The organism is Streptomyces sp. 12E (genome assembly GCF_055633275.1).
The window spans coordinates 74,408-94,210 of record NZ_JBVNCJ010000001.1; the positions used below are offsets into that span (position 1 = coordinate 74,408).

Sequence of the window (19,803 nt, forward strand, 5' to 3'; positions counted from 1 at the left end):
GTCAGCAGTGCTTTCGGTCGGTGGGGTCGGGTGCTGAGTGCACGGCCAGCGGCAGGAGCCGGCCGGGTTCGGCGCGGAGTTCGTTCGGGGTCGGGCCGGCCGGCGTGGCCACTTCGGCGAGGCGCTCAAGGAGGCGATCGAGTGCACTCTGGCCGTCGTCAACGGCGGCGCGTTCCTCGTCGGTGAGCGGAATGCTCACGAGCATGCGCTGCAAGTTGGCCTTGGCTTCGACGAGCTGGGTTCTCGTCGATTCCTTGGGCGTGTAGAAATCGCAGCGGGCGCAGGCCATCCGGTGCTGGCACTGTTCGAAGAACGTGTCGGAGCACAGCCCGTGACCGAGATCGTAGTACTGCCATGGTTCGCCGGTGGCTGCGGCCCCGGAGGCGACCGCGTCACGGTCGACCAGGACCTCGATCGCGCGGACGTTCCGCTCGAAGTAGCCCGCTTCGGAGTATGCCTTGGACAGGGCGTTCGGTGTGATCTTTGCGTAGTACTGGGTGGATTGCGGTGATCGGTGTCCGAGCCAGGCTTGCAGTTCGAACAGCGTCATCGGTTCCTTGGCGTTGTAGAGCTGGCTCGCGATGGTGGACCGGGCGCGATGGCTGGTGATGTTGCCGCGAATGTCGGCGGCGGGGACGCCGGCTTTTCGGCAGAGCATCGGGATGATCGTGTTGTTGATGTAGTGGGTGGAGACGCGGCGGGCCCGGATGGCGAACAGCAGGTCGACGCGCTCGCCGGTGCGGGGGTCGGTGAACTTCGGTTGGTCGGGACGGACGGCCTGCCAGGCGTCGACGGCTTGGCCGAGGATCGGGTCGACGGGCTTGCTGAAGGCGGTGCCGGTTTTGTGAGGCGGGACGTCGAGGAGGCAGACCGTGTCGCGGGCCAGGACCTGCTGTGAGTCACCGGTGATGGGGGTGCCGTCGTGCTGCCAGCGGATGCAGCCCACCCTCAATCGGGCGATCTCGTTGCTGCGTTGACCGGAGAACAACCAAGTCAGAGTGACCGCGCGGACCAATTCGAAGGGGTAGAACTGCCCGGCCTGGGACTGTGGGAGATCCGCGGCTTCCAGGTTCAAGCCCGCCCACAGAAGCTTCGCCCAGACCTCATCAGCGATCACCCGCGGGTCGGGGCCGAGGAGGGCTGTGATGCTGCGAGGGATCGCCAGTGCGCGCAGTGGGTCGAAGCTGCGGGGCAGCCACTCCCATTCCTGGCAGTCCCTGAAGAAGGTCCGCAGCGCGGTGATCTGCCCAGCCTTGGTCGCCGCTTCGAGCGGCTTGCCGAGACGGTCCCCCAGGCCCGCCGTCCGCTGAACGTAGTCACCGACCCTCATCCGGTCCACCGCGGCGATCCAGGTCGCGCAGGTCTGCCGCGTCCAGTCTGTCGGGTCAGCAACGTCGGACTGTTCCGCGGCGATCCAGCGGCCCACCCTGAGGAGGGCGGAACGCATGGCGCCGCGGACGCCCGAGGTGAGCGTAGAGGTGGCGTACCAGCGATCGACCCACTGTTCCCACGTCTTCGCGCCGCCGGTCGCCCGTGCCGACTGGCGGCCGGTGATGGGCTGCGGAGGATCACAGAACCCGAGTTCGGCAACCGCCCGCTGCGTGACGTGCAGCGTGTAGTGCTGTGAGCCTGCCAGCATCTTCTCGCGCCGGACCCGATCGAACAGCGTGGTGTCGAGATCCTCCAGATGCGGGCTCCGGTTGAGGAGAAGCAGCTGGCAGACGACCATCGACAGCAGCGTGTCGTCGTCCCGCCCCAGTTGATAGCCCCAGGACGCGAGGACCGCGCGGATGCGGGTGATCTCGCTGCTCACCAGGCCCCGTCCGAAGATCCACCAGGACAGGGTGAGTCGCTGGAAGCTGCCGAGTCGGTGGAATTCGTTGAAGGAGCCCAACAGGTAGGCGTGCGCGGCGAGATAGGGGCGGACCTCGTCGTTGACCCAGTCGGGGGCATGCTGGTGGAACTCGTGTCGACGGTCATGTAATTCCCCACCTCAGGTGGGTTCGGCGTCAACCAATTCCCCATCCTCGCGGTCATGTTTCCCCACGGGGACGGCGGTCGCGAACGGCACTAGGGAATGGCGGCTGCCGGCTTGGGGGTGGCAGCCAGCCGCAGGCCGACTTCCACGAGGGCCCAGCCGAGACGGGTACGGAGGTCCCGGGGGCGCCTGGCCGCTGCGGCGAGACGGTACGCGTCAGCTTCGGCACGGAGTTCAGCGGCGCGGACATGGTGCAGGGCAAGGTGGATCTCGGGACGCATCGGACTGTGGCCTTTCATTCCGTGGTGAGGGGAAACGCGTGCGTGTGGATGCGTACCTGGGCGGTGTTGGCGTCGTCCCCGCCGGCGGCCCGGTCACGGTAGGTGTCGACGAGCGCGTGCATCTTCTCGACGAGTTCCTGGGTCAGTTCGGGCGTCAGCCGCAGTGTCGCGCTGCTCATGTCCCAGGTACGGTTCCATTCCTCTGGCCATGTCTGACGGTTGCCGAGCCAGGTCGACAGGTCCCGGGTCTGGGTGGTGGCGACCTCGTGGAGATACATGTCGGCGGCCCCGCGCACGTCCGGGCTGGTGTCCGTGAGCAGTGCGTCGTCGAAGCGCAGGCCCTTGTGGACCGCCTTCCACCACCGCTCCCGGCCCTTGCCGTGCTCGGGGGCGTCCTCGATGAAGCCGTGAACGGCGAGCTGCCGCAGGTGGTAGCTGGTCGCACCGCTTGACTCGCCCAGCTTTTCGGCGAGTTGGGACGCGGTGGCGGGGCCACCGAAGCGCAGGGCGTCCAGCAGTTGCATGCGCAGTGGGTGTGCGAGCCCGCGCAGGGATCGGGCATCGAGATTGCGGACGTGCGAGTCCTGGGGCTCCTTCATGCCTACAAAGATAGCGATGCAAAGGAATGCTTGCAATGCAATCTTTGCATCGGATTCTTTGGAATAGCTGCGCCCTGCAGGGCGGCGTCGCAGTCACCAGATTTTCAGCATATGGGGCGGTTTGATAGATATGCGATCTCTATTCTGAATCCTCCTGATTGGCCATGAGTACGGCGGAGTTCGGGATCGAGGGACCTGGTCATCGCGGAGCTGCGGATGACCCTCGCCCAGTGGGTCCCGAACGCCGATGGGCAGCCCGGATGGCAAGGAGAACGTTCGTCGTGGTCGACATCACCGAAATCTACGTCCACTGGTACGCGGGCCGCTCGAAGAGCGCGCTGGCCGCGTCGCTGGGGGTGGACCGCAAGACAGTCAGGAAGTACCTGGCGCCGGCGGAGGCGTCCGGGATCACCCCGGGTGGCCCGCCGATGACCGAGGCCGACTGGGCCGGGCTGATCGAGGGGTGGTTCCCCGGCCTCGTCGACAGGAGACTGCGGCAGGTCACCTGGTCCGACATCGACCAACACCGCGACTACATCAAGGACTTGCTCGGAACGGTGACGGTCTCCACGATCCACCAGCGGCTGCGGGACGAGCACAAACTGAAGGTATCGATCTCCTCATTCCGCCGCTGGGTCCACGCCACGCTGCCCGACGAGGTGGGCCGCTCGCAGGTCACCGTCCTGCGCGACGAGATCGAGCCGGGCGAGGAAGCCCAGATCGACTACGGCTTCCTGGGCCAGTGGACCAACCCCCGTACCGGAAAACGGCACCGCGTCTGGGCGTTCGTGATGGTGCTGCCCTGCTCACGGCACATGTTCGTCCGCCCGGTCCTGAACCTGGACCAGCACGCATGGACCGAGGCACACGTCGCAGCCTTCCGCTACTTCGACGGCGTCCCGCGCCGGCTGGTGCCCGACAACCTGAAGACCGGCGTCGACAAGCCCGACCTCTGCGACCCCAAAATCAACAAAGCGTATGCCGAACTCGCCACCCACTACGGCGCGTTGGTGGACCCGGCGAGAGCCCTGAAACCAAAAGACAAGCCCAGGGTGGAGCGGCCCATGCCCTATGTCCGCGACTCGTTCTGGCGTGGGCGGGAGTTCACCTCGATCGAGCACATGCAGACCGAAGCCGTCACCTGGAGCCAGCAGGTCGCCGGACGCCGGCAGTGCCGGCCGCTGGGCGGGGCGGCCCCGATGGCCGTGTTCGGCGCCGTCGAGGCCGCCGCCCTGCTGCCGCTGCCACCCACCCCGTTCACCCTGGCCCGCTGGTCGACGGCCACCGTCGGCCCGGACATCCACATCAAGGTCGGCCGCACCCTCTACTCCGTGCCCTGGAAACTGATCGGCCGCAAGGTCGACGTCCGCTCCACCGCCACGATGGTGCAGGTCTTCCTGGACGGCAACCTGGTCAAGACCCACGCCGCCCTTGAACAGGGAAAACGCACCGACAAGAGCGACTACCCACCGGAGAAGATCGCCTTCCAGATGAAGACCCCCATCTGGTGCCGCACCCAGGCGTCCGAGGTCGGCGCCGCCTGCCGCGAGGTCGTCGACCAGCTCCTGGAGGTCAACGCGCTCTACCGGCTCCGCGCCGCCCAGGGCGTTCTCGGACTGCGCAAGAAGTACGGCGACACCCGCCTGGAAGCCGCCTGCGCGAGAGCGATCACGGTCGGCGACCCGTCCTACCGCACCATCAAGGGCGTCCTCGTCGCCGGCACCGAGACTGACCCCGAGCCCGAGACCAGCGGAGATGCCGGCGCCGCGGCCTTCCTCCACGGCCCGCAGGGACTGTTCGGCTCCGTCGCACCCCCGAACGCCCCAGAGGACACCCGCGACGACCAGGCCCACGGCGAAGACGAGGTGGCAACGCGATGAGCGTAATGGACACCGCCCTGCGCGAGTCACTCAAGTCCCTGCGGCTGTCCGGGATGCTGGAGACCCTCGATGCCCGCCTCGCCCAGACCCACGGCGGCGAGCTTGGCCACCTCGACTTCCTTCAGGTCCTCTGCCAGGACGAGATCACCCGCCGCGAGACCGTCGCTTTCCAACGCAGGCTCCAGCGGGCGAAGTTCGAGCAGCAGGTCACCCTGGAGGAGTTCGACTTCACCGCCTCCTCGAAACTGCCCGCAGCCCAGATCCGCGACCTCGGCGCCCTGCGCTGGCTCCACGCGGGCGAGTCCGTCATCCTGTTCGGCCCCGTCGGGGTCGGCAAGACCCACATCGCCCAGGCGCTGGGACACCTCGCCGTCCGCCAGGGCGCCCACGTCCGCTTCGCCAAGACCAGCCGGATCCTCGCCGAACTCGCCGGCGGCCACGCGGACCGCACCTGGGAGAAACGGATCCGTGAACTGGTACGGCCCGACGTGCTCATCCTCGACGACTTCGCCATGCGCCAGCTCACCGCAACCCAGGCCGACGACCTCTACGAACTCGTCAGCGAGCGGCAAGGGCGGTCCCTGATCATCACCAGCAACCGGGCGCCCAGCGACTGGTATCCGCTCTTCCCCAACCCCGTCGTCGCCGAATCCCTCCTCGACCGGCTCATCAACACCAGCCACCAGGTCATCATGAACGGCCCCAGCTACCGCCCGAACAAGCGCCCCAAGAACCCCACCGACAAGCCCGCCAAGCCGTCAGTCAAGTAGGCGCCATCGGCACCCGGGGCTGGGGAATTACGTGAACTCAGATCCGGGGAAATACGTGAACGTCCACAACTCTGGTTGCGGCCGAGCAGATGGGTCCACTCTTGCGGGGTCCATCCCCAAAAGGATCGGCCGATCTCCGCGCAACGTGTCAGCAGCACAGCGATCACGTCGAGCATGGCGCGTCGGCGGTGCGGGGTGGGTGGTGAGTCCAGAGCGGCGTTGACCGCCTCCAGCGGGACTACCAAACGGCGGATCACCCGCCAGCCGGCAGCGGACGGATCGTGGTCCTTGAGCCGGCGCAGATTCCGCACCCCGAGTTCGCTCACTGCCAGCGCCTCGGCGGGCCGGATCTCGACAGCAGTGTCGTAGTGGTCCGGGATGATTGGCCAGGACCAGCGTTCGGGCCGGTTCTCCGCAGGCAGGGCCAGTCGAGATGTACTCACCGTGCCACCTCCGGCGACGTGCCGTTCGGGGAGGTGAGCGCCTGTATTCGCCACGCGTGGATGTGCTCCATGCCGCGGGCGAGCTTGTCGGCCAGGTCCCGGCCGGACAGATGGATGTACTGAAGCGTGGAGTCGGTGTGACGGTGGTCGGCAAAGGATGCGATCGCGTGCAACTCCCAGCCCATCCGGGCGAGATCGGTCAGACACAAATGCCGGGTGGTGTGCGTGGAGAACTGCGGGACTCCGGCCGTCACGGCGATCCGCTGTACCACCTTCGACCACGTCCACAGGCTCAGTGGCTGTGCGTAGTTGCGCCGCGACTCCGACAGGAACAGCGGACCTCTCGCCCGGCTGACCGTGGCCCGGTGGGCGAGATAGGCCGACATCAGCACGCCGGTCGACGCCGAGTACGGCACCACCCGTTCCAGTCGGTTCTTCGTCGTTTCCGCGCGCACCCGCAACGTGCGGTGAGCCGGATTCAGATCATCAGTCCGCAGCGAGCACAACTCCTCGCGCCGCAGCGCGGAATCATAGGCCAGGGCAAGCATCACGCGGTTGCGGATCGGCTCCCGCTGGGCCACCTCCAGGATGTGCAGCCACTCCTGTTCACCCGGGATCCATGGCAGCTTCGTCAGCCGCGGCACCAGGCCGCGCTGCTGGCCGCCGGCCCGTCGACCGGGGGTGTAACGGCCCCGGCCGACGGGGTTGGACTTCCGCAGTCCCTCTTCTATCAGGAAGTCGTAGAACAGACGGACCGGCACCAGGCGCTGCTGGATCGTGGCGTTAGCCAGTCCCGACCCCGAATCGATCGAGATCACGTTCGCACCGCGACGGTGGGGCCGCGAGGTCAACTCCCGTACGTAGAGGGCGACGTGGGACCGATTCGCGGCGACCGGGTCGATGTCCTCTCGTTCGCACATCACCAGGTACTCGGCCAGTCCGCGACCGTAGGCGTCGATCGTGCGTGGTGCACGTCCGAGATCCGTCCAGACTGACAGCCATGCCGTTGCCTGCTCGTGCCGGGCGAACACCGGCCACTTCTCCGTCAGCACCATCGTGGCGCTCAAGCGATCTCCCAAGTCCGTGGTTGCACCAGGGAGACATGATCACCCCGGCAGATTCCACGTAACTTTTAAAATGCTGAAACGCCAGATGTTCGGCCGCGCCAGCCTCGATCTCCTTCGCAAACGCGTCCTGCTCACACGATGAGCCCCAACCCACCGGATCACAAGATAGTCGACAGAACCAAGATCAGGGATGGGCAGGTCGCGAACCGCCCGATCTACGTGGTGATGGCGGTGACCGTGGACGGCACCCGCGACATCCTCAGCATCTGGGCCGGCGACGGCGGCGAGGGCGCCAAGTACTGGCTGCATGTGTTCACCGAGCTGAAGAACCGCGGCTGCGAGGACGTCCTCATGCTTGTCTGCGACGGGCTCAATGGCCTGCCCGAGGCGGTGGAGACCGTCTGGCCCCGCACCATCGTCCAGACCTGCGTGGTCCACCGAAGCCGTGAGGAATCAACATGGTATTTCCCCTCTTTCCGCGACGAATTTGAGTACGTCGGCGGCCGTGGCGAAGCGTCGTTCGGCGGGTGTCACGACGTATTGATCCTGGTCGAGGAGAGGCTGGACATCCTCGATGGCGTTGCGGATGGTGCCGCGGCTGACGCCGAACACGGCGGCCAGGGCCTGTTGGTCGCATAAACCTCGTTGGGAAAGGACAGTTGCCAGGATCCGGTCGGCGTCGGTGATCTTTTGGCGGAAGAGGCCGCCGCGGGTTCCGGGTCGCCTGTCACCGCCGCGCTGGCGATGCCGGCGTTCCTCGATGGCGGCCTGGTAGGGCAGGGTGATCCGGTCGATCAGTGCCTGGAGGTCTGATCGAGGCATGCCGGTGAGGGCGGGGTGGGACAGAGCTTGGGAGAGTTCCATGCGACTGGTGGTCGCACCGCCTTCCGCCCAGTCGCGCAGTTCCCGGGCGGAGGAGAAGTAATGCGCGGTCTGTGTGACGGTGATCTTCTGTGCGTCCATGAGCGTGCGGGTCTCACCGATGACCTTGCCGATGGTGACCGCGTTGATGGCCAGCAGATCGACCAGGACCTTCTGGGAACAGACGCGGCGCAAGTAGATCACGGTGATCAGGACACGATCGGCGTTCGAGAGCAGGGGTCTGCCGTGGGCTCCGGGGGCCTGCAGCCGTCGGCCGCCGCGCTGTTGGAACTTGCGCTGTTCCGCCTGGGCGGCTTGTGCGGGGGCCAACTGGTCGCGCAGCGTGTCCAGTTCCGATGCGGTCATGCCGCTCAAGCGGGGGTCGGTGAGCATCGTGAGGACCTGCGCCCTGGTGCGGTCTCGATCGCTGGGGCTGACCTGGCTGCCGTCCTCGGCACCGGCGGCGGCGATCGTGTAGTTCCAGGATCCGTGCTGGTCATGGGGCGTGATCGGTAGAGAGCGCAGGTGGTCGCGGCTGACGGAGATGCCCACCGGGTAGGCACCGGCATCCAGCTCGGTGTGAACGCGCAGGCCGGTACGGGTGCGGGTCGCAGCGATGCTGTTGACGACGGCTTCATAGCTGGTCAGGGGCCTGGCCGCGCCAGTTCATAGTGATGTGGGAGAACAGCCGGTGCTCAGTCCTGTTCCACTTCGAGGTACCCGGCCAATGCCGTTGTTTGAAGGGTTAAGCATCATGGGGAGTCAGGGTGATGACGTTGACCGGGGCGCGGCGGGTGGGTCCGTGCTGCCGTTTCTTGACCGAGGGTGAATATTTCGAGTCCGGGTGCTTGAGGACCCATGGTGCAGTGCGGTGACGGCGGGGACCGCTGTCGAGCTTGCGGCGGACCTTGGCCTCCAGCATCGCCAGGAACGAGCCGAGGGTCGACATCGCGTCCTTGGCCTGTTTGACCACGCTGCGCCGAACATGCTTGAGGACCTTCACGAAGGAGATCCGGTCCGGGTCAATCCGCTCGCCGTCGGCCACCCTGATGATGATCCGGGTCAGGCAGTTGTGCACCACCAGGTGCGCCCAGACCTCCTGGCGGGCCAGCGCCGGCGCCGTCGAGCGAAGCACCTGCGCCGGGCCACGCTGAAACGTCTTGACTTGGCGGTAGGCCGACTCCGCCTCCCACCGCTCGTGGTACAGGGTCGCCAGTTCCGCTGCGGGGTAAGCCTCGATGTCCATCAGGTCGGTCAGCAGCCGGATCACTTCGCCGCCGTCGACCCGGTACTCAATCACCTGCACCGTCACCCCGCCGGGGTGTGAGGCCCGTTGACCGGCCAGGCTCATGCGCCCCAGATAGGTGCCGTCCGGCAGCATCTCCGTCGGCCGGGACGCGACCGTCGACCGGGCTCGCAGCAGCAGGTGCGCTCCGGCACCCGTATATGCCTTCCACAGCTCCACCCCGGGAAAGCCCCGGTCCATGATAACCAGCATCCCGGCCGCCGAATCGGCCATCTGCACCGCCAGTTCCCGCTCGCCCCCGTTGAAGCCTCTGATCCGGGCGTCGATCGAGGCGTGCGTGCCTGTCTCCGTCAGCGTCACCACCCGCACCTGAGGGGACCCCGCCTCAGCCTTGCGGGCATCGGTCGGCCCACCGAAGAACGCCCGATTCGCCTCGCTGTCCGGCACGTCCAGCACGAACCCGTCCACCGCGGCCAGCCGCATCCCACGCCAGAACGCCCCACCCAGGCTGTCTGGGGCCACCGCTCCGCCAATCCGTCGGAACAGCATTTCCAAAACCTCCGGGCCCAGCCGCTGCCGAGCCCTCGTGAACGAGGCCCGGTTCGGGACCGTCTCGTGCATCCCCTCCAACGCCCCGACCAGGTTCTCCGCGACGTCGTCGTACGAGTCCTGCGCGAACAGCGCCAATGCGAGCGTGAAGTAGACCATGAACCTTGGCGACAAGGCACCCGGCTTCACCCCGCCCCGGCCGCACTCGGCCAGTACCTCATCCACCAAACCCGGCGTCACCCACTTGGTGAGCGCCTCCAGCCGCACATCATCAGACAACCCCACCCACGGATGCATGACCCGCCCAACGACCAGAACACCGACAGGTCACGGCACTGCCTGATCCTTCAAACAACGGCATTGCACCGGAACGAGGAGGGAGCGACTACGGACACCTCGACAACTGCACGGACTCCAGCAACACCCCGAGCATGCCCACCGGCCACCGCGACGCACCGGAAAACTCCAAGATCCCCGACAGAGCCGAGCTCAGCCCATGTTGGCGAATGTGAGCTCGGCCATGACCCAAAGACCGAAGAGCTGGAGCCCCAGAGCGCCAACCGCCACTCCCAACGCCGCGCCGGTGGTCAGTCGGCGCCGCACAAACCTGTATACAAAAAGCGTGACGGCTGCGACAAGAAAGAGCAGGATTACGGAAAGGGACATATCTACCTCTATGAAAGGATTGCGGCTTGACGGTAAGAGCGCACCCGGATAGCAGCGTCTACGAATCTCAACCGTCTAGACGAAGTCGATCGTGAATTGGTTCACCGGGTTTTGAGCACATCGGGATCTGCGGAGGACCCGCTACGACTTCGGGGCGGGTGCCATCTTGTCCGACGAGGCACGTCACACACATGCGCAGCCGGCAACCGCATGAACGCCCATTACGCCACCACACTGCTACGAGCCCTGCTCGTTCTGGCGAACCGCGAAGTCCAGCGGTGACAGACGATCACCCGACGACGATCAATCGGCCTGCCAGCACGAGGACCGCATCACGGACTCACACCAGTACCGCGACCTGCGAGTTCAAAATGAAACGACCTCAATGAGAGTACCTACCGCAGGAGTTGGGCTTCGGTTTCGGGTCCACCTGCTGGCGGCGGCTGGCCGAGTGGCAGCAGGGTGACCCGACATGGGGTCACCCTTTGGACCAACGGTTCACGCGCGTCCTGAGCACCATCGGGCGCTCCGCCCAGGACGCTCACGTCCCCGCGTGGCTCAGCGCGGGAGCCGCAGCAGAAGGGCGGTCAACGGCTCGGGGAACTCGTTCGTGTGACGCTCCGCGCAATACCGCACGGTGCAGGCCGCCGAGACCAGCTCCATATCCGAGTACCTACCGCTTTCGAGCATCTTGGCGGCCATGCCGAGCGGCACGGCGAAGTCGGCTTGGGCCTCCATCGACATCGCCTCGGCGAGGCCGGACTCGTCCTCGGCGAGCACCAGGTCCACAATCTGGCGGAGCGTCTCCGTCATGGCCGACAGGTCCGCCTCCCGGGCGGTGCCGGCCATGACGTCGTACTCCGCGAACCCGAACCGGTTGACCCTTTGGTATTCCGTGCTCATGTCGTGCCCTCTCAGGGGTTTTGTCAGAATACTGGATTCTTGCGGGCGAGGATCATGCAGTGGACGAGTTGGAGGAAGGCGTCGTGCATGTCGTCTCGGGTCTCCCAGCGGGTTCGTAGGCGGCGGGGGCCGTGGAGGTGGGCAAGGGCCAGGGACCTTGCGTGTTTGCGGATTGGGTGGGATCGCCCGGTGATGGCCGGTCATGGCAGTTGGGTCCGGATGCAGGTGCAGGAACGGTCTCGTTGATCATGTGAGTGTCGAGTTCACGTGACCACAACCGAAGACCGTGCCTGCTGCCTCATCATTTCCCATGCCGTCGGGCCTGGAGGAACTGGCCCGTATCCCGTCGCCGCAGCCGTTGCCCGATGCGATGCGCCTTGTCCGGTTTCTTGCCGGGCTGCCCGACCCACGTGACCGTCGTGGCCGGCGTTTCTCGCTGACGGCGCTCGTTGCGGCCGCGGCCGCTGGTGTTCTGGCCGGCGCCCGGTCCCCGACCGCGATCGCCGAGTGGCTCGCGGACGCGCCCCCGTGGGCCCTCCGTGCCCTCGGGTTCACTGTCGACCCGTTCACCAGGTCGTTCGCTGTCCCGCACGCCACCACGGTGATGCGGCTCCTCGGCCGTCTCGACGGCGACGCCTTCGATAACGTGATCTGCACGTTCCTACAGGCCAGAGCCCATAGCCGGCAGAGCGGGGAATCCCGCCGGTGGCGGGCGGTGGCCGTCGACGGGAAGCAGCTGCGCGGATCGCGAGCGGGCGGCGGGAAAGCGGTGTGGCTGCTGGCCGCGATGGACCACGCCGGGACCGTGATCGCCCAGCGCCAGATCGACGCGAAGAGCAACGAGACACCCGCGTTCATCCCGCTCCTGGACGGCCTGCCGCTGGAGAACACCGTGGTCACCGCAAACGCCACCCACACCCAGCACGCCAACGGCCAGTGGCTGCGTAACCACGGCGGCCCACTACATCGCCGTCGTCAAAGGCGACCACCCCCGCCTGCTGCGGCAGTTGAGGCAACTGCCGTGACACGACATCGGCCTGGAGCACAAGGACCGCACTCGTGGCCGGGGCCGGCTCAAGGTCCGGCACCTGAAGACCGTCGCCTTCCGTCACCTTGACTACCCGGGCGCCCGCCAGGCCCTGCGCGTGATGCGCTGGTGCATGGACCTGGCCAGCAAGAAGATCACGATCGAACGGCTCTACTTCGTCACCAGTCTCCCGCCCGGGGCCGCCACGGGTGAACAGATCGCCGACTGGATCCGAGGGCACTGGAAGATCGAGAACCAACTCCACCACGTCCGGAGATACGTGCACCAGCAGAAAGGCTGTGAGCCAGTCACGTCACCCTGCGGGCATGGCGGTGGCAAGGCGATGAACCTCCAGGATGACTGCCGTGCCGGCCACGGTTCGGTCCTCGTGCATCGCGATCTGCTGGCCGGGCTGGAGGTGCGTCCAGTGGGAGGGAGTGAGGGGCACGAGTCGAACCGTGGCTCGCCCGCCGGGCTCCAGATAGGGCATGTCTTCAACCCAAAGCGAGGCGATGCTGACCGAACGTCCACCGGTGGGCGAGAGATGTCCGATGTCCCACATGGGTCGTAGAACTCCGGCGCCGGAGATTGCCGTGGTGCGTCGCGCCTCCGCGGCAGGACGGAGCGTCAGATCCGCCCGAATTACGCCATGACGAATCTCAGAGCACCGCCAATGGCACCAGGCCGCGCTCCGCTCAAGTCGGAGCTGCTCAGCCGCGTCGGCGAGCTTCTCCCAGAACGCCAGCGGGAGCGAGCGACCGTCCCCAAGTTCCTCTAGCAGGCCCAGGGCGATCTCCCACTCGTCGTGAACGAGGTAGTCCCAGATGTCTCGCACCGTGATGTCGTTCTCGGTGGCGGTCTCTTCCGGAACAAGCAGAGAAGCTGATTCGAGCAGCTCAGGGACGTCCATGCGCTCATTGTCGACCACACGAACTATTAGGCTGCGCTTTCCTGGTCTCGCTCGATAGCAGCGAGCCGGTTCTTGAGCCGGTAGCTGGAGCCGTTGATGGAGATCACGTCGCAGTGGTGCAGGAGTCGGTCGAGGATGGCGGTGGTCAGAACCTCATCACCGAACATCTGTCCCCACTCGCTGAAGGTCTTGTTCGATGTCAGGATGATCGAGCCCTTTTCGTAGCGCTTTGAGATGACCTGGAACACCAGGTTGGCCTCCGCGCGCTCGAGGGGTTGGTAGCCCACCTCGTCGACCACGAGAACCGCCGGTCGGAGGTAGCTGGTGAGCTTGCTGGTCAGCCGTCCGGCGTCCTCGGCGGTCTTGAGGTTGCGGACCATGTCGTCGAGACTGGTGAAGTAGATCGAGTACCCGGCCCGGCAGGCCGCGAGAGCGACGGCGATATGCGTCTTGCCCACTCCCGGCGGCCCGATCAGGGCAGCGTTGGCCTTGGCCTCGACGAACAACAACGTGGCGAGGTCCTTGACCTCGCGCGGGTCAAGCTCGGGCTGGAACGAGAAGTCGTAGTCGTCCAGTGTCTTGTGGTGCGGCAGCTTCGAGATCCGCAGACCGGTGCGGAAGCGGCGGTCCTCACGGACGGCGAGTTCTTCGGAGAGGACCAGGTCGATGAAGTCGAGGTAGCCCATCTTGGCCTCGTCAGCCCGCTGAGCGTACTGAGTCAGGGCCTCGGCCAGGTGCGGCAGGCCCAGCTTGCCGGCTGTGTTGCGGATGCGGGTGGAGACCAGCTCGCTCAAGACGATTCCTTCGCGCTCGGCTTGGTGGTGAAGGGGCGGGTGCCGGTCAGTTCGTCATAGACCGACAGAGGCCGGCGGCCGACCTCGATCTGGGTGACCGCGGCCCGGTTCAGCAGGGCCGCCAGCGGCCCGGATTCGGGACCTGTGTTCTGCCGGCGGGGCCGGGGCAGGCTGTGACGCGGCGGCCGGCTCCCGTGGGCAGGCCGTCCCAGTGCTTCTCATCCACGATGCGGGCGCCTCGGCCGACCGCCCGTGGGTGGGCGGCCAGCAGGGTTTCGCCAGTGCGATCGGGGGCGGTGGCATGCAGCATGATCTGGGACTTCGTGGCCCTGACTTCGACCAGTTGACGGGGGCGGACCTTGCAGGCCGGCACCGAGTAGAGATTCGCATCGAAGGCGACGAGGCAGTCCTTGCCGACGTGGCGGAGGTGTCGTTGAGTGACCACATAGGGCGTCTGCGGCAGTGGGCGGAGGGCCATGTGGTCGCGGATCGCCCGCAGCCCGATGACCTCGCCATGGGTGCCATGCACCTTCGCCCGCCGCAGCGGCACCCAGGCGGTGAACGCGGCATTGAGTTCCTCGACCGAGGAGAAAGCCCGGCCAGCCAAGACATGCTCGCGGACGATCAGCACCTGGGCCTTGACCCAAGGCCAGGTAGTTAGCGTTTTCGCAGGTCAGGCAAGGGGTTTTGATTCCCATGCCGTCGCTGTGTAGAGGCCAGGACCGATCTTGTGGATGAGTCCGTCGTCGGCCCATCGGGAGAGCTGTCTGTACATGGTGTGCAGGGTGATGTCCCCGAAATGCGCAGCGATCTCGCGGGGGCGCCAGAGGCGGGTGGGGTCCTCATGGAGGAGGGCCAGGACCCGGTGCCTGCGGCGCTGGGCCGGGATGGCATACCGGTCGTCACGGGAGCGGGTGGGCAGGGCCGGCTGCATGTCCGGGGGTTCGTGGACGGAGATGTCGAGGCGGACGACGGCAAGAGCGACGTCGGGCCGTCTGTCGCGGTGACGCTGGCTGTAGCGGGAGATCGGTGATTTGACCTTGCGGGTACTCACCCGCTGCCGTCGGGCCGGAAGCAGGTGAGTGAGAAGCTTCTGTCCGATGCGGCCGGCCGCGCCGTAGTTCGCTGTGCCGATGCCGGCGGCTTGGACGACTTGGTCGCGGGCGGTTTGGACGGCGATGGTGAAGCCACAGCGGTCCGGATCGGTTCCCGGAAGGGACTCGGCGGCATCGGCCATGACCGTTCGCAGTGCCTGGTAGAGCGTCAGCAGCGACCACATCTCCTGTTCGACGCCGACAGGGTCGCCCGAGCGCAGGACGCGTCCGGCCATGATCGTGTGCCGGAGTGCGTAGTACGCCGATTCGTGTTCCCACCGCTGGTGGTAGAGACGTATCAGGGACGCGGCGGGGTAGCGGCGGGCGTCGGTCAGACTGGTCGCCAGGCGGTAGGAACCGGTGAAGTGTGTGCTGTCAGCGCACGTCACGGTGATGCGCGCGTCGATGACGCGCACTTTTACGGTGCCGATCACCGACAGGTACGAGCCGTCGGCCAGACGTGTGAGGACCGGGGTCCGCCAGTTGCTGCGGAGCCGGCCCAGGAACTGGGCACGGGTGGCGCTCACCGCGGCGAGGAAGACGTTGCCGTCGAAGCCCTTGTCCCACAGCACCAGCATGTCCGGCCGCAGCAGGTGCAGGAGGCGGGAGGCATAGCTGGTCTCGCCCTCGTCGGTGGGACCGAAGACCGCGCCGATCAGGGCCCGTGTCCCGGTCTCGATGAGCGTCATCAACTCAAGTGTCGGATAGCCGTGATGGGAGGTCCGGCCCAGCCATGCCCGGTTGCGCTCCGTGTCGGGGACCTTCTGTGAACTGCAGCCGTCGAACGACACCGTCCGGTACGGGCCGAAGCTCACTCCTGGGATCGTTGGCCGGGCCAGCGGCCCGGCCAGTACGTCGAACAACATCCGCACCGGAGCGGTTCCCAGCCTGCGGCGCAGGTCCCGCAAGGCCTTCGGAGTCGGGGAAGCCACCGGCGTCTCGCCCAGCCCGGCCGTCAGCTTGTCCCAGACGAGCCGGTAGCCGACTTCGGGAAAGAGACCCATCGCCAGCAGGAAGTAGATGCCGACACGGGACGGGAGATCACGCAGTCGCTTCTGGAAGCGACGGGTCTCGTGAAGGCCAGCGTCGACCAGTTCGAACGGTATGACGGTCGTCAACTCGCCCAGATGACCGGGCGCGAACTTGCCCGCTGCCACGGCGACCGAACGAGTGATGGCCATCATCGGCGCGGGCAGGGGATGATGAGACGGCAACGGAGCTCCTTGGAGACAAGCTGTCTTGGTCGACTGCCTGTACCAACGAGCTCCGTTGTTCTACGTCAAGATTTCTTCATCGCCACTTGCCTGACCTGCGAAAACGCTAACTACCTGGCCTTGGGTCAAGGCCCCTCGGCAGCTACACCCGACTCCACAGCTACGCGCCCATACCGACCGTGCGGCAGCGGCAACAGCCCTTCCTCGAACCAGCACAGGAGACCTGGCGACAGCGCTACCCCCTCTTCCCCCGCCTGCTGTTCGTCCTCGACGGCACCGGCCCCGCCGGAGTCGAGAACTGCGTCCACGCCCTCCGCACAGCCGCTCGCGATGTGTCGCTGGCCGGCTTCCTGCGCGAGGTCCCCGTCCTCGCCACCCCCATGACCGACCTGCTCCACCACGGCCCCACCGCACCCATCTGGCGGCCCGCCCACGACCCTGACCACAGGGTCGACTGGATGCACACCCCACATCCCTGACCACCACCATGGTCAGGACCGTGGTCGGGATCCGACCACGGTCCTGCGCAGCCGTCGGGCGCGCGAGTAGGGGGGAAGCCCAGCGGGCGGTGGGGGCGCCATGCCGTCGCCCGCACAGGTATGAGGAGCTCGAGGCGGGGTAGCAGGACGGGCGGCTGGACGAAGTGGCAGACGTCCGGGTGCCGGTGGGAACACGGCGGGGCGGTGGCGGACAAGACCTGGGGAGGTCACACGCCATCGCCCCACCGTAAGAACAACCCACCCCGGCCACCAGCCGCCCACATTCCCAACCACACTGCGCACACCCAGGCGGCGGATTGCGCAGCAACCCGTCCACTGCGCACGGAGCATCCCGGCGCACCCAGGAGTACGCCCCACCCCAACCATGCCCCCGACCATGCAGGTCAGCGCGCTGCGCAGACGATTGCGCAGGTACAGGACAGTCGGCCTTTGGCGCCGGGACCGAGATCCGTCACGGCTCGGCGCGGTCGCGCGCTGCGCAGTGTCGTGACGCGGGCTGCGCAGTGCGCAGTCCTGCGTTGCGCAGCCCTTGCGCAGGTCTGGGCCGTCGGCGGTGGCGTCCGGTGCTGCTGCGGGTTCCCGTTCACCGGCCCGTGCCCCGGGTCGATTCGGTGGCGAGTCGGGCCGAGCGTCAGGGAGTGTCGCTGGGCGAGTCTCTCCTGTTCCCAGCTGACGACTTCGACCAGCCGGTGTCCAGAACGACCCAAGATTGGAGCTTGAGGGAGAATGATCGCTAGGGTTGCGGTCGGGTCGCGTCGGGCGAGCTGGGGTCCTTCCGCGCCGGACTGAGTCGCACTGCTCAAGCATCCGGCCCTGGGCGGCCAGTGGCCAGGGGTCCGATGAGCCAGTAGTCGATCGTCACTCGGACGCCGAACGTCGTGCCGCCCTCCAAGGTCCCTTGGTGCATCGGACCGAGGCAGGACAGGAGGGCGCAAACGCTGTGCCCGGCCATGTGCCGCTTGCTCGTATTGCTCTTCCTGCTCACTACCTGGAACTACTTCTTCGGGACCTGTCGTCCCAGTATCAAGCTGTCCAGCTCAAAGGGGGAACTTCAGGCCCCCCTGTCCCCCCTCGGCGTGACCATGGCCTACCAGTACGCGCGCACCGCCATCCTTCGGCCGCGCAAGCCCCGCAAGCAGGCGACCACCCCGACCACCGTGCCCCCACCATGAAGAGGGCCATGAAGACCTCGCGAAGCGAGGGCATCCAGTGACCGTGTACATCGAGCCCCTCGGCGCCGCCATCCTGCTCGTGAGCATCATGGTGAGCTGCATCGTCTACCGGCACACCCGCGCGTCCTGCGCGCCGGCCAGCCGCGGCGACACCGTCGGCGCCATCGCCTCTGCCGCCGCGGTCATCACCGCCCTGGTCCTGTTGCTCGGAGGGGGCAACAAGGCCACCGCGGAAAGCGAGAACCCTGCAGCCACCCCCAGTCCCAGCGCGGTGAGGTAAGCACACTCACCTCCCGCAGTCATGCCCCGCCCAAACTTCCCCTGGGCGGGGCACGACCTTTCAGGTTGCCGGTCGGCCAAGTGGCGGAGCCTGGTCAGGTGCGGGGCTTCTTCGCCAGCCGACGCCCGCTCGACGGCCGACCTTCAGGAGGTGCCCTGCGGGGAGAAAGCAGGGACGGCGTCTTTGCCGAAGGCGCGCATGGCGAGGGCGCCGGCCAGAGGGCCGGGGGCGAGGAGGAGGAGGGCGTACTCCCAGCCGACGGCCTCGGCCAGCAGGGGGGTGAGCTGGATGCTGACGACGGTGAGGGCGAAGCCGATCGCGGTCTGGCCGGTGAGCGCCGTCCCGATATAACGGTGGTCGGCGACCTCGCTCAGTGAGGTGGAGAACACCCCCGAGTCGGCGATCACGGCGGCGCCCCACAGCGCGCAGAAGGCGAACAGCAGCGGCGGCGGAGCGTGGAAGAGGAACGGGGAGAGCAGGCAGCACAGGCCGCTGAGGAGGAGTGCCGTCAGGGCGGCGGGCGGACGGCCGAAGCGGTCCGCGCCCCAGCCGCCGAGCAGGCAGCCGGCCGCGCCACCGAGTCCCATGGCGAGGAACACCGTGGTCTCCGCCGAGCCCGGGAGTCCTCCTGCGGCGGGGGCCGCCAGCAGGAAGGACGGGATCCAGGTCCACAGGGCGTAGAGCTCCCACATGTGCCCGAAGTAGCCGAGGTTGGTCAGGCGCGGCCCTCGTTCGGTGAACATGGACAGCGCGTATCGGGGGTTGCGGGCGGGTGCGGCCGACGCCGCGTAGGGACCGGGCCGGACCAGGACCAGGGCGATGACGGAGCCGACGAGTCCGGCCGCCGCTGCGGCGAGCAGGACACCGCGCCAGGGCAGCGACCCCAGCCCGGCGATGAGGTGGGGAAGCGTGGAGCCGAGGGTGAGGGCGGCGATGAGGACGCCCATGGTCCTGCCCCGTCCGGCGCTACCGGCCCAGGAGGCCATGAGCTTCATGCCGGTGGGGTAGACCCCGGCCAGGAACACCCCGGTCATGAAGCGCAGCGGGACGGCGACGGCCGGCCCGTCGGCGACCAGGGCCAGCGCCGCGGTGCAGGCGGCGGCTGCCGCGGCACCGGCGGCGAGCAGGCGCTGGGGCGGGACGCGATCCGCCAGGTTCAGGGCGGTCGAGGCCACGGCCCCGGCGACGAAGCCGAACTGCACGGAGGCCGTCAGCCACACCGCGCCGCCGGCCGTGAGCCCCCAGTCGTTCCGCAGGCCGGGGACCACCGCCGACATGGAGAACCACACGGCGAGGCCGAGTACCTGCACGGCGGCGATCGCACCGCGTTGCACACCGACGCTCACAGATGCCCCTCCTGGACCGAGACCTTGCTCTTCTGACCTCGCTACGGCCGAAAGCCGACCCTAATCACCCCCAGACCGTGGACCCGAACCGCCCCCCGGCTCGGCAGCAGGCCACCCGAAAGGCGACGTGCCGGAGCCCGGTGTCGGCGTACGGACTTTTCTGGCCCTGGCAAGATTTTCGTGATGCTGGGGTGTGCGACTGTGCGCCGGTGACGCTCCGTCA

Annotated in this window: 16 protein-coding genes and 3 pseudogenes; 6 read left to right on the forward strand and 13 right to left on the reverse strand. The window is 67.2% G+C overall.

Annotated elements, in window-relative coordinates:
* Position 1 precedes the first annotated feature (1 nt).
* The 3 genes from ACZ8ZB_RS00420 to ACZ8ZB_RS00430 form a co-directional block, all read right to left on the reverse strand.
* Positions 2–1,894 (reverse strand): tyrosine-type recombinase/integrase, encoded by a 1,893-nt coding sequence (locus ACZ8ZB_RS00420; RefSeq protein WP_470735720.1) that lies wholly within the window; start codon positions 1,892–1,894, stop codon positions 2–4.
* Positions 1,895–2,070: 176 nt separating this feature from the next.
* Entirely contained in the window at positions 2,071–2,259 is a 189-nt protein-coding gene (locus ACZ8ZB_RS00425; RefSeq protein WP_352375624.1) for a hypothetical protein, read from the reverse strand.
* Positions 2,260–2,273: 14 nt separating this feature from the next.
* Positions 2,274–2,858 carry an ArsR/SmtB family transcription factor gene (locus ACZ8ZB_RS00430; RefSeq protein ID WP_470735721.1) on the reverse strand — a complete coding sequence of 195 codons (585 nt, stop codon included), beginning with the start codon at positions 2,856–2,858 and terminating at the stop codon, positions 2,274–2,276.
* Positions 2,859–3,139: 281 nt separating this feature from the next.
* Between ACZ8ZB_RS00430 and istA the strand changes: the two genes are divergently transcribed.
* On the forward strand, positions 3,140–4,738 hold the full coding sequence (istA, locus tag ACZ8ZB_RS00435) for an IS21 family transposase (protein WP_470735722.1): 1,599 nt from the start codon (positions 3,140–3,142) through the stop codon (positions 4,736–4,738).
* Positions 4,735–5,508 carry an IS21-like element helper ATPase IstB gene (gene istB, locus ACZ8ZB_RS00440; protein WP_470735723.1) on the forward strand — a complete coding sequence of 258 codons (774 nt, stop codon included), beginning with the start codon at positions 4,735–4,737 and terminating at the stop codon, positions 5,506–5,508. Before istA ends, istB (ACZ8ZB_RS00440) begins: the two co-directional genes overlap by 4 nt.
* 439 nt (positions 5,509–5,947) lie before the next feature.
* Here istB (ACZ8ZB_RS00440) and ACZ8ZB_RS00445 read toward each other — a convergent pair whose 3' ends face one another.
* The gene (locus ACZ8ZB_RS00445; protein WP_470735724.1) at positions 5,948–7,006 is read right to left on the reverse strand and encodes a tyrosine-type recombinase/integrase; all 1,059 of its coding nucleotides are present in this window, start codon (positions 7,004–7,006) and stop codon (positions 5,948–5,950) included.
* 192 nt (positions 7,007–7,198) lie between these two features.
* Between ACZ8ZB_RS00445 and ACZ8ZB_RS00450 the strand changes: the two are divergent.
* Positions 7,199–7,465, forward strand: a pseudogene (locus ACZ8ZB_RS00450) (transposase); the annotation flags it as partial.
* Between the two features lie 882 nt (positions 7,466–8,347).
* Here the strand turns inward: ACZ8ZB_RS00450 and ACZ8ZB_RS00455 are convergent.
* The 4 genes and pseudogenes from ACZ8ZB_RS00455 to ACZ8ZB_RS00470 form a co-directional block, all read right to left on the reverse strand.
* Positions 8,348–8,603: pseudogene (locus tag ACZ8ZB_RS00455) on the reverse strand (ISAzo13-like element transposase-related protein); the annotation flags it as partial.
* 21 nt (positions 8,604–8,624) lie between these two features.
* A complete protein-coding gene (locus ACZ8ZB_RS00460; protein WP_470735725.1) occupies positions 8,625–9,971 on the reverse strand; it encodes an IS4 family transposase in 1,347 nt (448 codons plus the stop codon).
* Positions 9,972–10,898: 927 nt separating this feature from the next.
* On the reverse strand, positions 10,899–11,243 hold the full coding sequence (locus tag ACZ8ZB_RS00465) for a hypothetical protein (RefSeq protein WP_470735726.1): 345 nt from the start codon (positions 11,241–11,243) through the stop codon (positions 10,899–10,901).
* A 23-nt stretch (positions 11,244–11,266) separates the two neighbouring features.
* Positions 11,267–11,392 (reverse strand): annotated as a pseudogene (locus ACZ8ZB_RS00470) (IS5/IS1182 family transposase); the annotation flags it as partial.
* Positions 11,393–11,553: 161 nt separating this feature from the next.
* Here ACZ8ZB_RS00470 and ACZ8ZB_RS00475 point away from each other — a divergent pair.
* A complete protein-coding gene (locus ACZ8ZB_RS00475) occupies positions 11,554–12,360 on the forward strand; it encodes a transposase family protein (protein WP_470735727.1) in 807 nt (268 codons plus the stop codon).
* A 223-nt stretch (positions 12,361–12,583) separates the two neighbouring features.
* Here the strand turns inward: ACZ8ZB_RS00475 and ACZ8ZB_RS00480 are convergent, their stop codons facing one another.
* The 4 genes from ACZ8ZB_RS00480 to ACZ8ZB_RS00495 form a co-directional block, all read right to left on the reverse strand.
* On the reverse strand, positions 12,584–13,180 hold the full coding sequence (locus ACZ8ZB_RS00480; RefSeq protein WP_470735728.1) for a hypothetical protein: 597 nt from the start codon (positions 13,178–13,180) through the stop codon (positions 12,584–12,586).
* Positions 13,181–13,206: 26 nt separating this feature from the next.
* Complete coding sequence (gene istB, locus ACZ8ZB_RS00485) at positions 13,207–13,974, reverse strand: IS21-like element helper ATPase IstB (protein WP_470735729.1); 768 nt, start codon at positions 13,972–13,974, stop codon at positions 13,207–13,209.
* A 109-nt stretch (positions 13,975–14,083) separates the two neighbouring features.
* The gene (locus ACZ8ZB_RS00490; RefSeq protein ID WP_470735730.1) at positions 14,084–14,605 is read right to left on the reverse strand and encodes a Mu transposase domain-containing protein; all 522 of its coding nucleotides are present in this window, start codon (positions 14,603–14,605) and stop codon (positions 14,084–14,086) included.
* Between the two features lie 42 nt (positions 14,606–14,647).
* Positions 14,648–16,282 carry an IS4 family transposase gene (locus tag ACZ8ZB_RS00495; protein ID WP_470735731.1) on the reverse strand — a complete coding sequence of 545 codons (1,635 nt, stop codon included), beginning with the start codon at positions 16,280–16,282 and terminating at the stop codon, positions 14,648–14,650.
* 179 nt (positions 16,283–16,461) lie between these two features.
* Here ACZ8ZB_RS00495 and ACZ8ZB_RS00500 point away from each other — a divergent pair, with 179 nt between their 5' ends.
* Together ACZ8ZB_RS00500 and ACZ8ZB_RS00505 are read left to right on the forward strand one after the other, a co-directional pair.
* Positions 16,462–16,761 carry a hypothetical protein gene (locus tag ACZ8ZB_RS00500; RefSeq protein WP_470735732.1) on the forward strand — a complete coding sequence of 100 codons (300 nt, stop codon included), beginning with the start codon at positions 16,462–16,464 and terminating at the stop codon, positions 16,759–16,761.
* Between the two features lie 1,236 nt (positions 16,762–17,997).
* Positions 17,998–18,234 (forward strand): hypothetical protein, encoded by a 237-nt coding sequence (locus ACZ8ZB_RS00505; RefSeq protein ID WP_470735733.1) that lies wholly within the window; start codon positions 17,998–18,000, stop codon positions 18,232–18,234.
* A 143-nt stretch (positions 18,235–18,377) separates the two neighbouring features.
* Here the strand turns inward: ACZ8ZB_RS00505 and ACZ8ZB_RS00510 are convergent, their stop codons facing one another.
* Positions 18,378–19,580, reverse strand: a complete 1,203-nt coding sequence (locus tag ACZ8ZB_RS00510) for an MFS transporter (RefSeq protein WP_470735734.1) — start codon at positions 19,578–19,580, stop codon at positions 18,378–18,380.
* Positions 19,581–19,803 lie beyond the last annotated feature (223 nt).

What these genes read in the sequence shown, in the direction of transcription:
- ACZ8ZB_RS00425 (WP_352375624.1), bottom strand. Translation starts at nt 2,259, where the DNA reads ATGCGTCCCGAGATCCACCTTGCCCTGCACCATGTCCGCGCCGCTGAA.
- ACZ8ZB_RS00430 (WP_470735721.1), bottom strand. Translation starts at nt 2,858, where the DNA reads ATGAAGGAGCCCCAGGACTCGCACGTCCGCAATCTCGATGCCCGATCC.
- istB (WP_470735723.1), top strand. Translation starts at nt 4,735, where the DNA reads ATGAGCGTAATGGACACCGCCCTGCGCGAGTCACTCAAGTCCCTGCGG.
- ACZ8ZB_RS00445 (WP_470735724.1), bottom strand. Translation starts at nt 7,006, where the DNA reads ATGGTGCTGACGGAGAAGTGGCCGGTGTTCGCCCGGCACGAGCAGGCA.
- ACZ8ZB_RS00460 (WP_470735725.1), bottom strand. Translation starts at nt 9,971, where the DNA reads ATGCATCCGTGGGTGGGGTTGTCTGATGATGTGCGGCTGGAGGCGCTC.
- ACZ8ZB_RS00465 (WP_470735726.1), bottom strand. Translation starts at nt 11,243, where the DNA reads ATGAGCACGGAATACCAAAGGGTCAACCGGTTCGGGTTCGCGGAGTAC.
- ACZ8ZB_RS00475 (WP_470735727.1), top strand. Translation starts at nt 11,554, where the DNA reads ATGCCGTCGGGCCTGGAGGAACTGGCCCGTATCCCGTCGCCGCAGCCG.
- ACZ8ZB_RS00480 (WP_470735728.1), bottom strand. Translation starts at nt 13,180, where the DNA reads ATGGACGTCCCTGAGCTGCTCGAATCAGCTTCTCTGCTTGTTCCGGAA.